Origin of the sequence: Wolbachia endosymbiont (group B) of Villa cingulata, assembly GCF_964028285.1 — a bacterium.
Taxonomy (GTDB): Bacteria; Pseudomonadota; Alphaproteobacteria; order Rickettsiales; family Anaplasmataceae; genus Wolbachia.
The window spans coordinates 282,240-294,635 of record NZ_OZ034766.1 but is presented as its reverse complement, the minus strand read 5'-3'; the positions used below and the strand labels follow the sequence as shown (position 1 = coordinate 294,635).

Sequence of the window (12,396 nt, the reverse complement as noted above, 5' to 3'; positions counted from 1 at the left end):
CACCCCTAATTATAACTACGACTAGACACACCACTAACACCAGCACTTTCTAACACGGTCTGTGGATCGCTGAAACCACTACCTTCAGGAGACAAATGTGCAGACTTCCCTAGCTGAGAAAATAATCCCTCTGCTACCTTGCTATAGTCGATACCATCTTTCATACCTGACACATAAACCGTTTTTAGATCATTAGTGATACCATCTTTAAATAATTTAAAATCCTTATCTGAACAAAAATCTTTGATAAATTGCAAAATTTCCAGCACTTCATGCTTCTTTACAATTTTATTACTGCTATTATCACGTTGCCAATCAACAATTAACCCTGCAAGCACATCTGTTATCGGATCTATGTTCTTGGAAAATTTAACCACAGCTTTTTTATGCTCATCAAAAAGATCGCATTTCCAAAGATTCACAATAATCATTCTTGCCTTAATTTGAATATCTATCTCAGGATCCTCTAACATCGAATTTGAAAGCGAGGAAAGGAGAAACGCGTAACCACAATGTGAAAGTATTTTCTTCTCCTCAGACACTAAAACCTTTTTCTGAGGTAAGTGCTTTATTACATCTTGAACTGTATCAACGAAACCACACTGTATTAATGTGCTAAGAGGCTGATACATAGCTCCTTTGCCTTTATCTGGTAACTCAAGTAGTAATTTATGCTTTATTGGATCAGTGATTATTTCATGCAGAAGAAAATCTAAAACGGTAGCAACATTATGGTTAGCTTGAATAGCAGATAAATTAGCAACAGCTTTAACCATCAGGTTATCAATCTTTTTCTTTCCTTTCTGATTTATACGACGATAGAAATATTCTACTCCTTCACTCCATTTGAATTCCACAGCTTTATTAAAACCCTCTACTGCATTATCATGCTTTTTAAATTCTCCAGATTTTTTATCAATCCAAAAGCTAAGTACAGGATCTTCACTATTCATAGCATTTAACAATTCATTTCTAACATATTTGTGGTTGTTAGTTGCAGGCCTACCATCATCATCTACTTCTTCAGAAGAGAAGCCACTTTTGTAAGATTCAAGTTGCTTCTGAAACAGTGGATGAATTTTATCTATCATACAGTACCTACAAGCCATATTGTATTTGCAAAGTGGATTATTTATTTCACCTATTTTTTCTTCAGTTAACATTCTTCCTAGAGTAGCAGTGTTTAACCTTGTACCTGACCAACAATTCTCATCACGAAATACGTTGTATAAGAACTGTAGCTCATCATCTTTAAGATATTCTACCTCTCCAGTATAGGTTCTTACCCATTTTTCGATAGCTAAACGCCTTCCAGCAGCAGTATTAGAATCTGGATGTTTAATGATATTCTGTAATTTCTTAAGTATTGTAGCATGACGATCTGTCCACCTTGGCATTGTACCTCCTATATAAAAATATTCACTGCATTATGCAAAAGTTAGAATCAAATAGCAACACTAAAATTATCAAGGACAAGAAAATTTTATGAAAAACATTTTTTATATTTAAATATCATCTATTTTGCGCTTAACTGATGCGTAAAATTAGTGAGAAAATCAAATAGGATATAGCGAGAATAGCGGAAGAGTTAGATGTAGGCTTTAATATATTAGACTAATGGATAAAGAAGTATAATAAGTTGAAAAGCGCTCTAAGGGAGCTACAGTACTTAAGCTTTTTCCTTGAGCTGTGAAATATCAGCTTGAGAAAGGCCTGTAGATTCAGCTATTAAGTCAACAGACACGCCAGCCTTAAGTAGGTTTTTGGCCACAGCTATTTTAGCTTGTTTTTCGCCCTCTTCCCTACCTTTTTCTGCACCAATTTTAATACCTTCCGCTTTACCTTTTTCCTGGCCGATTTGGATGCCTTCTTGTCTACCTTTTTGAATAGCATCATCGAGTTTTTGAGCAAGAACGGCCTGTTCATCAAGAATACGTTTTATTTCCTGTTCATAAGCGATAAATTCTTTTTCTGACCAGTTGAACCTATTTAGTTCTTCATATGCTCTCTTAATTATTAGGTCACTTCCTATTATTCTCTCTAGCTCTTCTTCATTAGTTTCTTCTGCATATCTAAAGAAGTAGACCCATTTTTCAACAATACTTAAAAGCTGATCTTCTTTGGTTTTTGGAAATTTAGGCAACTCAATAAATATAAAGTAAAAATCTTTTAGATCATGCTCATTAGTATCTTCATTGCGAATAGTGTGCTTTGATTTGTACTCAGACTTATCAGGAAATAAAATACAATCTGCTATAGCAATAAAGATAATTTCCTTAAGATCATGATATTGATCACCTTTATCAGCTTGTCTTGAGTAAGCTTTAGCAGCATAGTATTGGGCACGTTTTTCGAAGCCTTTGGTTTTAGCGACCTGCATCTCAATAATCCATTGCACCCCCGTGGAATCTCTACATAATACATCAACAATGCTTTGCTTTTTAGAGGCAATATCAGGGTCTTGAATAGTACTTAAAAACTCTATATCCTGTATTGCATTTTTGCCAGTAAAGCTCAAAATATCATTTAAAAAGTGAATGAGGATGTCTTTATTCTTTTCAGTGCCAAAGATACGGCGAAATGCGAGGAGAGTAGACCAGGAAAACTTCCTTCCTGGCCCCTCACAGAACCTTACGTGAAACTCGCGCTTCATAAGGCTCCCACTAGTCATTGCCCTAACCCTATACTTAATTTCCAGTGTACAAACAGATTTGGTTTACTCTTTGCAGTTCTCTCTAGTACCTTAGCTGCTTTGGTTCTATGTCCTCTCAGCTTTTTGTACTTTGCTTGAAACCACTTTCTGAGTTTCCTATTAAACATTCTTATTATGCTATCTAGTGCAGTTATATGATACTTCCCGTAATAATTAAACCACCCCCTCAGGATTGGATTACATATCCGTGATATATCCTCTATTTCCAAGTTTGTTCTACGAGCAAATTTCCAGCCTCTAATTTCTTTTCTCATCTTCTTTAAACTTTCTTTGCTTGCTATTGGAGTAAAGCTTACAAATTGTAATAGTTTAGACTTAATCTGACAAGCATGAATTATCTGACAGAAGAATCGACGAAGTCAAAACCGATATCAGAATCTGCTTTAATGTTATCAATATTTTTTTGGTAAGCAATATGCATACTGTCAAAAAAGGTCTGCATAGGAGTCTTACCGTAGCAATACTTACCAGAATGAGGTCTAGCTCTATTGTAAGAATGCAACCAATGATCAACATCTAACTGAAGCTCTTCCAAAGTACTATAAATCTTTTTCCTAAAGATAATATTGTAACATTCGTCTTGCATAGTTCTATGAAGCCTTTCACATATACCATTAGTCTGTGGAGAATAAGCTTTGGTTCTAGAGTGATCAATATTTTCTATTCCCAAATATAGCTGGTACGCATGATTCCCTGGTTTGCCACAATACTCCGTACCTCTATCGGTTAAAATGCGTAGCAATGGAACTTTCTGTTCATCAAAAAATGGTATAACTCTATCATTGAGAAGATCTGCAGCTGTTATGGCAGTTTTCTCCGTATAAAGCTTAGCGAAGGCCACTCTAGAGTAGGTATCAATAAAAGTTTGTTGATAAATTCGTCCAATACATTTGATATTGCCTACATAATAGGTATCTTGACTACCTAAGTATCCAGGGTGTTGTGTCTCAATTTCGCCATGTGCCTCTTTTTGTTCCTTAGCTTTTTCTAAAGCAGTAACTTGCTCCTCTGTCAAAATTATACCATCTTGTACTACCTTCGCTTCCAGCGCTTTCAATCTCTTTTTAAAATTTTCAAGATCGTTTCTTTGCCATATTGATCTTATCCCGCTAGCAGATATTAGAATTCCTCTCTTTTTCAGTTCATTTGCTGCTCTTTCTTGTCCATATGCTGGAAATTCTATTGCTATTTCAACTACTGCTTTTTCTATATTCTCTGATACTCTATTTGCATATAATGGCTTACTTTTACTTATCTCATGTAATCCCTCTTCTCCTCCTGTTTCATATAGTTCTTTGAATCGGTAAAATGTATCTCTCGAATATCCCATCACTTTACATGCCTGCGATACATTCCCTAATTGTTTTGCAAGTTCTAGCAATCCTAACTTTGGTTTTAATATTTTTTCTTGTGTTGTACTCATATCTGACACTCCTTTAAAATTTGTTTATATTTTTATCTTACTCTATTCGCTTGTCAGATTAAGTCTAAACTATTACATCGGTCATTCCTTCTATCATTTTCAGATCATCGATTTCTCGTCCCAAAATTTCTCCTATTCCTGGGCAGTTATCCATTAGAGTTTTAGTAACATCTTGTGCTTGCTTTCTGTCATGAACTGCTCCTAGAAGCACTGCCATTATTTCACGATCAAACAGAGCACTTCCTCCTCCACTCTGTAATACTCTCTCTATTTCTTCTGTAAGTTTTTTACCATTATTCATAAAATATACTCCTCGTTAATAACAAATTGTTTTTAATTATTTACTGCTGTTTTTTATCAGCATTGGCATAGAGCCATAGCTTCCGAGTGAAGTCAAATCAATTTTTAAATCTTTTTTACTTATTTTTTCATGAATAGGTAAAGATATTAATACATATTTATTTTCAAGTTATGTAAAAAGGTTGTTGTTAATCAATTATTTTAGAAATAACATCAGTAGAAAAACCTAACTGAAGTAAATTATTTACAACTTTCATTCCCTCTATTTTATTAATCTTCTCTTTGTAAATTTGCTTTCTTTGCAATAAAAATTCTACCCATATATTCAGTTCATCTCGTGATTCTTGATTGTCAATTTTTCTATATTCTCTTGCCCAACCTAATAACTCATTTTCTCCTTCGCAATCACTTTCTTTGTATTCCTTTATCAGATCTTCAACATCTACTGACAATTCTCTTGCTATCTCCCATAACCTTTCACTTAAAAGAGTAACGCTACCTTGTTCATAGTGATGTATCTGTGAGGGCCCTATATTAAGCTTTTTCGCTAATTCTTCTTGAGTATATCCTCTGATTATTCTCCACTTTTTTATCTCTTGTCCTCTGTTTGGCTCGTATCTCTCTTTATCAGCAATTCTTCAATTGATAAGCCCGTTGCTCGATAAACAATGTCATTATCAAACCCTGCCTTAACTAGATTCTTTGCAATTCTTATTCTTGCTGCTTTTATATTACTTTCTTCCTCAGTTCGGATAGATTTGGTTAATGCATAAATTGCTTTGCGTCCTTCTATTTTTTTGTATTGTTCTATGAAATTATACATTTCCTGGGTCTTAGCTTTGTCGAAACAACTACTTTCTTTTAGCACTTTTTGTCCTGGAAAGAGATTTCTAATAGGGATTGATAATGTCTCTGCTATCACTTTTAGCCTTTCAATTGGAATGCCACATGTTCCTTGCTCGTATCTTAGCAGTGTATGGTAATTTATGTTTGCTTTGCCTACTAAATCTTTTAGAGTATATTTTCTCTTTAACCTCCAGCTCCTTACTTTTTGCGCTATTTTGTACCTTATCGAGATATTTGCCATAAATGTTATACAGGTTAATACTACCAAACAAAAGATATACAAAAACTTCTACGTTTCAATTTTAGTTGAATATTTCTTCACAATTGTGTATAATTATTAATGCTTTTTAGGTTAATTCGTCATGGCTCTTTCGAAATTTCTTGATGCTCGCAATGATTATGCCTTTAAAAGAATATTTGGCACTGAGAAAAACAAAGATATTCTCATTCATTTCTTGAACGATATTTTGGGCTTTACTGGCTTAGCTGCTATTCACGATGTTGAATTCTTAGCTACTATTTTAGATCCCGAAATTGCCGCTAAAAAGCAAAGTATTGTCGATGTTCTTTGTAAGGACTCTCAAGGTTCAAGATACATCATAGAAATGCAGTTCACTAAGACCAAAGGCTTCGAAAAGCGTGCTCAATATTATGCTGCTAAAGCCTACTCAAGTCAAGCTGATCAAGGTGATGATTATCATAATCTCAAGGAAATTATCTTTATTGCTGTTGCTGATTGTATTATTTTTCCAGATAAGGCTGAGTACAAATCTAATCATGTCATTTTAGATCAAAATAGCTTTGAACATGACTTAAAGGATTTTTACTTCGTATTCATAGAACTACCAAAATTTACAAAGACAAAAGAAGACCAACTAGAAAATATAGTAGAAAAATGGTGTTACTTTTTTCGCTATGCAGCAGAAACAAACGAAGAAGACCTAGATAAAATAGTTGGTAGTGACGTAATAATAAAACGAGCTTATGAAGAGATGAATAAGTTTAATTGGTCAGAAGAAGAGTTACTAGCATATGAACAAATGAAGAAACGCATAATGGATGAGATAGCTGCTTTTGCTCAAAAATTTGATGAGGGTCTTAAAGTAGGTCAAGAAAAAGGTAGACAAGAAGGCATCCAAATCGGCCATGAAAAAGGTAAAATTGAAGGTAAAATTGAAGTTGCAAAAAACTTGCTAAAAGCAGGTGTATCTGTCAACTTAATAGCTGAATCTACTGGCCTTTCTCACTCTGAAATCTTACAACTTAGGGAAAAAACATAAATACTACAACTTATTCCCTTCACTTTTTAACATTTATGAAAATCTTTCCTAAGTTAGACATACCCCTTAATTAAGAGTCTAATGAACTGTCTAAAATAGCTATAAAGATTGCACATAAAATTATATAAATTACTATCATAACGAAACCCTTCTATTCAACCTTCCGTATCAAAGCTACACGCTGTAAGTTTGATATGGAGAGTACATTGCCACTTATTTTCCAATTCCAGTCTTGTTACTAATTCCTACTTCATCCATCTAGCATCCTCAAATTTGCTACTGATCTTCCCAATTTTTCAGTTATTTCTACCACCACCACTTTAAATTCTATTGCAGATTTTTCCCATTTGACATATTTAAAACACCTTACTTTCTTCTCTGCCCTTTTGAAAAAGCTAAAAATTATATCTTACCCCAGTCTTAAATTTCTACCTTGAGCTAAATGACCTTGAACAGAAGTATTATTTAAATAACTTCTAGGTTCTAAGCTTATTTGTTGTTCTTTTACTTCACTAACTTCTAACGCACTACTTCTGCTGTGTAATATTTGTTGCATTGATTGATTTAATGCTACATCTAGTGTGTTGTTAAATTCAGTTATAAACTTACCAAACTTCTTAGGATTTAATTTACCAGGACATCCCGCTTCTCTACCAGGACATGCTTTCTCTACATATGAACTTAAAACCCCTGCAATCTCATTAAATTTACCACCTATAATTTTTCCAGTAATCTCTTTCTCCACTTTCATAAAATCAATATTTAACCGGTGCATTGATATTTTACTATCCTTTGCAGCTTGCTCTACTACTTTCTCAAATCCCTTTGTAATATTGAGTGCATATCCCTGTGCTTCTAGTGGAGATATATACTGATCTGCTGTAGAAATATACTTCTGACCTTTAACCTTTCTAACAAGCACGTCAAGTAACATTATTGTACCATTTACATCCATTGATGCATCAACTTGTGAGATTGGACTTGGAGTGCTTGATGCTTCCTCAGATAATGCAGGCTTAGAACTTAATAACTCACCTATAGAGCTTCTTACCCAACTAAATAAATCATTTATCCACGAGGACACTTTTCTTGCATTACTTGCAGCGGGTTGAACTGAATAAGCTTTAGCACACTTACTGTAATTTGAAGGTACTTCTTTTTCTCTTAATTGGGTTTGTAGCCAACAACCAAACCCTTCTCCAATCTTTACTTTCTCCGCTTCACTATTGTAGAGCTTTTGTATCATCTGCCGGAAATAAAAACGACCATTTAGAGTTTCTTGAGCTTCCTTTGCTGAATAAAGAAGATTACCGATAAAATAGGGGTAAATTTCCTGTATATATGCAACAACTGCTGTTCCCGTTTTATAAGGATCAATTTCTCCTTCAATTATTTCTTCTAAGTTATATTCATAATATGTTTTGCTAACAAGAGCCGCAAAATCAGTCGATCTTTTTCCTTCTGTTAGACTTGAAATGTATTCTGCTAAGCCTTCCATGAAAACTTTTCCTAGATTGAATTTAGAAGTTGCATAGTACGTCAAACCATGTACAAACTCATGCTTAATAACGTAGTTACGATCTTTATAATTCACTTCTCCATCACTATTATAATCACCAAAATTTCTATCGTCGTTACGGGAGTATATGTTAGCAATGTAGATATGATCACAGAATTGAGTTTCACCCACACTCCTCCTGGACTGTACTTTGTTTTCGTAACTTCCCTTATCATCAAACAAGAATAACCTAAAATAAACAACTGCTTCATGTGCCGGAAGTGATCTATTATTCTGTGCAATTCCAAAATTCGCATTAAATTGTTCTATAGTACTTTTGAGAGCTTTTAAAATCCCCCTGTTATTAATAACACCATCTTTATTGTCATCAGTCAAATCTTCAAGAGGCATATTCTGAAATAGCTCAATGTTGAAATCAAGTTGATTATTGGTACTCTCTTGTATAAGTTTTATATTGATTACACCTTGAGATGGTAAACCTTTCACTTTCTCATGGAACTCAATTGATCTTTTTTCCTCTTGTAAGCTTTTCATTGATTCAAACTCAATATCCATTGGTGGCTTTATATTATATTTAGAGTACACTAACTTGATTTCATCAGTGCTAAAAGGAGTATACCAAAGCTTACTATAGATTTTTTCAAGTAACAAGTTAAATTCTATTTTCGTATATCCTATATTGATAGGATAATATTCAATTTCCTTAGCCTTAAAAGTGAATGACTCATTTTCTACTTGTGATGATTGCTTACCAATACAGGCAGAAAGCCCCTTTCCCATAGCTAACTTGCATTCCAGGAATGCTTTATATATAGTAGCATCTGCTATATAATTTTTATAATCCGGATGACAAACTAGATCTGTATCCCTGTATGAAACTTCAACTTTGACTTTACTAGTTAAATACCTACTATCGTACTTTCTCACTGAATGTGCTTCATAGTTTATATAATATTTTGATTCTTTTTTCGGTATAAGGAGAAGCAAATCATTTTCAGAGAAATTAATATTATTTTTCTTGCAGAAGTAACTTATTTCACAAATAGTGAAAGGGGTCTTTCCCATTTTTGAATAAATCTTATCTCTTAGTAACCCTAGTTCTTTTGCCAAAATATCTCCATGAGCTTCTTTCTCCCTAGCCAAAGACCAGAAAGCAAGATCATTTGTGATTTTCATGTTTTTAATAAGCTTACTACCTTCTACTTGGAATCCACTAGGGAATCTACTAGTTTTTTTTAACTCGTTTTCTATAACTCTAGTTTTAACATTATGCATTTATGCTACCAATCCTTATCCTAAATCTAATCTAAGGTATACCCTTTAACCTAACGTAAGCGCTACCAGAAATTGTAAACTCACTATACAGCCTAACTAACCCTTATGTTGTGTAAAGCATATGACTAAAAAAATAGTATCAGCAAGCAAAAAGTACTCAAAAGGAAAAAATTATAGTTTCAGGGCGTGATGGATAGAGATCTGTTTTTGTTATAAGTTACTATTCTTAGATAAATTATTAATAATTTAGCAATATAATCTGCTAATAACTTAAGTAATATAACTACTTTCAGCGCTAAAAACGAAGGGTGGTGAGAACATTTTTCTTTGGGATCCATTGGTCCTGTACTACACAAATACCCTGAACATGTCACTACCATTAACAATTAATTCATATTTATAAAATACTCATCTAAAGTACTGTATCTAGAAGTAGTTAAAAATGCGTTTTGATTTAACATCATCTATAATGCTTCCTCAGATGAAAGAGCAATTTGCATCTGTTGTAATAAATGAAGAAATAGGAATCGAGTTGCCCTATACATTTTATGCTTTTGATGGCCCTGTTTTTCTTATATATAACTTGACATTTATCCCGCAAAAATGGAAAGTAATCTCACCTAGAGGGTTAAAAATAAAGCTAGACGATGATAAACTAGTTTTAGTTAATGATCGTAGAGAATATTATTATTACAATGGCGAATGGCTCTGTTATTCGAAGACAAGAACTAACAATAACACTAACATTTCTACTAGAGATTTCATACCTAGTGAACTTACTGATATCAATCGCGAGATCTATTTTACCTTAAATGTCACAAATCCAGAAGGGATAATAAGTAGTCAAGAGATATGCAACCTTTATTTTACCCCAAATGTCTATATAGATCAAAAAGATATAATAAGTAGTAAAAACATAAAGCTTATTATGCAAGATCTTGCACGTCATAATTGTGCACCTTCAATACGTCCTGGAAACAAAATATTTCCAAAAAAAATCTCAACTAAGGAATATGTAGGTTATAGAAGAGCTGAAATATTTGATTGCAATAATAATAGAATCGGCATACTAAATAGTGTTGCTACAACATTTGATGTTGTAAATGGAAATCTCAAATTTTTCCCTACTTTTGAAACGGAAATGTTGAGAGAAGTCTATTTTACAACAGAAAAGTTAGGCAATAACTATGTTGGCTGCATATCAGATAAAAATGATAAATGTAAAAATTTTTATGATTTTAAACCTGAGTTTGAAGGATATAACTGTGACAACAATTCAGGTTTATATCCTTATTACTATAATTTAGAAAATTTTGATAACTTTTTGGAGGCTAATGTGACGAAGGTTAAAGAATTTATGAACTTAGAACAAAAGATTAAAACTTTAAAAAAGGATTTTGAATCATTAAGGGACAGTTTGACTCAAGTAGTAGGCTCTCCTGGATTACCAGGTTGGCCTGGTCCTCGAGGGCCACAAGGAGAAAAAGGTGAGAGAGGTTATCTAGGTTCAAAAGGTGAACCGGGAAAACCAGGGTTGAGAGGAGAAAAAGGGGATGTAGGCTTAGGTCTTCAGGGTCCTAGAGGTGAGCAAGGTCCTGCAGGTTTACAAGGCAAACTAGGACCTAAAGGAAAAAAAGGTGACCCTGGTTCTCAAGGTAAAAAAGGAAAAGAGGGAGAAACTGGCCCTAAAGGTAATCAAGGTGAGACAGGTCTGGTAGGTACTAAAGGCGATATAGGTAGAAAAGGAGATGTTGGATTGCCTGGAAAGAAAGGTGAGACAGGTAATCGTGGTCCAGTGGGTACTAAAGGAGACAAAGGTGATCAAGGCATTCAAGGCTTGCAAGGATTAAAAGGTGAGCGTGGTGTGGATGGATTACAAGGAGAAACTGGCCCTAAAGGTAATCAAGGTGAGACAGGTCTGGTAGGTACTAAAGGCGATATAGGTAGAAAAGGAGATGTTGGATTGCCTGGAGAGAAAGGTGAGACAGGTAATCGTGGTCCAGTGGGTACTAAAGGAGACAAAGGTGATCAAGGCATTCAAGGCTTGCAAGGATTAAAAGGTGAGCGTGGTGTGGATGGATTACAAGGAGAAACTGGCCCTAAAGGTCCAAAGGGAGAAGATGTAATAGGCTCTGAATTGGTCAGTGAGTTTTTGCTTGAGATCAATAAAACAAAAATTGAAATTCAGGTTGCTCAAAAAGCAGCAGAGGTAGCTAAAAATGCTTCTGAAAAATCTGCTCAGAAAGCTCAAGAGGCTGAAAACAGGACTATAGAATTACATAGTAAAGTAGCAAAGTTGAAAAACATAACTGAAATCATAAAAAAGGATGCCGAAAAATTTGCAGGCAATGCACAGGTATCCAAGGCCAATACTGAATCCCTTTATCGTCAAGTAAAAGATATCTTGTGTAAGCCAGAATCGGTGAATCAAGTTTGTGATGTGACTAGAAAGAAAAGAGAAATTCAAAAATCAAATAATCTGCCAACAACAAGTGGAGCAGGCAGACCAACTTCATTTATATCACAAGTAATAAATTACTTTTACCCTTCGGTGAAACAAGATGAATATAAAATAGAGAATACAATACATGAGCTTAATCAAGTGGCAAAAATAGTAAATGCAGCAGATATTGCGGTAAGATTTCAAAAAGTATTAGGAGAAACAGCTTTAAAATGTGGGATTGCGAACAAAAGCTTAAATTTTGATCCATTGAAACTAGAGAAAAAGATTTTAGGTAAGGTACTACTTAATGATGTAAATCTTAATGAGTTGTTGAAACTCTTGCGTTCAGCTGCAGCAGAAGCTTTTCCACACTATAAACAAACAGGTAAATTTTTGGATACTTTTGAAGATAGTATGAAAGAGGAATTAAAAAACAATAAACAACAAGTAGGTTGTATTGATACTGAGAAAATATCAACAGAAAATGAAATGCCAAGAAGTTTTATTAGTGATATAGCGCCTCCAAGGAGCTTAAGTGCCATTAATTATAATATTGTTGGCTATTTAAGGTAACAAAAGTTGTTAAAGTAATTTTGA

The 12,396-nt window shown here is 34.0% G+C and carries 10 protein-coding genes; 2 read left to right on the top strand and 8 right to left on the bottom strand.

Going from position 1 to position 12,396, the window contains the following annotated elements:
• Positions 1 to 5 precede the first annotated feature (5 nt).
• From ABWU52_RS01560 to ABWU52_RS01530, 7 genes are all read right to left on the bottom strand, one after another.
• Positions 6 to 1,397, bottom strand: coding sequence for a hypothetical protein (locus tag ABWU52_RS01560; protein WP_353277213.1), 1,392 nt, complete (start codon positions 1,395 to 1,397; stop codon positions 6 to 8).
• 272 nt (positions 1,398 to 1,669) lie between these two features.
• On the bottom strand, positions 1,670 to 2,653 hold the full coding sequence (locus ABWU52_RS01555) for an Rpn family recombination-promoting nuclease/putative transposase (protein ID WP_353277211.1): 984 nt from the start codon (positions 2,651 to 2,653) through the stop codon (positions 1,670 to 1,672).
• A 14-nt stretch (positions 2,654 to 2,667) separates the two neighbouring features.
• Entirely contained in the window at positions 2,668 to 2,967 is a 300-nt protein-coding gene (locus ABWU52_RS01550; RefSeq protein ID WP_353277209.1) for a group II intron maturase-specific domain-containing protein, read from the bottom strand.
• Between the two features lie 80 nt (positions 2,968 to 3,047).
• Positions 3,048 to 4,136, bottom strand: a complete 1,089-nt coding sequence (locus tag ABWU52_RS01545) for an IS481 family transposase (RefSeq protein WP_353276176.1) — start codon at positions 4,134 to 4,136, stop codon at positions 3,048 to 3,050.
• 64 nt (positions 4,137 to 4,200) lie between these two features.
• On the bottom strand, positions 4,201 to 4,437 hold the full coding sequence (locus ABWU52_RS01540) for a hypothetical protein (protein WP_353277207.1): 237 nt from the start codon (positions 4,435 to 4,437) through the stop codon (positions 4,201 to 4,203).
• A gap of 187 nt (positions 4,438 to 4,624) precedes the next feature.
• Positions 4,625 to 5,011 (bottom strand): helix-turn-helix domain-containing protein, encoded by a 387-nt coding sequence (locus ABWU52_RS01535; RefSeq protein WP_353277678.1) that lies wholly within the window; start codon positions 5,009 to 5,011, stop codon positions 4,625 to 4,627.
• Between the two features lie 14 nt (positions 5,012 to 5,025).
• On the bottom strand, positions 5,026 to 5,523 hold the full coding sequence (locus tag ABWU52_RS01530; RefSeq protein WP_353277205.1) for a helix-turn-helix domain-containing protein: 498 nt from the start codon (positions 5,521 to 5,523) through the stop codon (positions 5,026 to 5,028).
• A 121-nt stretch (positions 5,524 to 5,644) separates the two neighbouring features.
• Between ABWU52_RS01530 and ABWU52_RS01525 the strand changes: the two genes are divergently transcribed.
• Positions 5,645 to 6,562, top strand: coding sequence for an Rpn family recombination-promoting nuclease/putative transposase (locus ABWU52_RS01525; protein WP_353277203.1), 918 nt, complete (start codon positions 5,645 to 5,647; stop codon positions 6,560 to 6,562).
• A 409-nt stretch (positions 6,563 to 6,971) separates the two neighbouring features.
• Here ABWU52_RS01525 and ABWU52_RS01520 read toward each other — a convergent pair whose 3' ends face one another.
• Positions 6,972 to 9,356 (bottom strand): latrotoxin-related protein, encoded by a 2,385-nt coding sequence (locus ABWU52_RS01520; protein WP_353277201.1) that lies wholly within the window; start codon positions 9,354 to 9,356, stop codon positions 6,972 to 6,974.
• Positions 9,357 to 9,798: 442 nt separating this feature from the next.
• On the opposite strand from ABWU52_RS01520, the gene ABWU52_RS01515 reads away from it, so the two are divergent.
• Entirely contained in the window at positions 9,799 to 12,372 is a 2,574-nt protein-coding gene (locus ABWU52_RS01515; RefSeq protein ID WP_353277199.1) for a hypothetical protein, read from the top strand.
• Positions 12,373 to 12,396 lie beyond the last annotated feature (24 nt).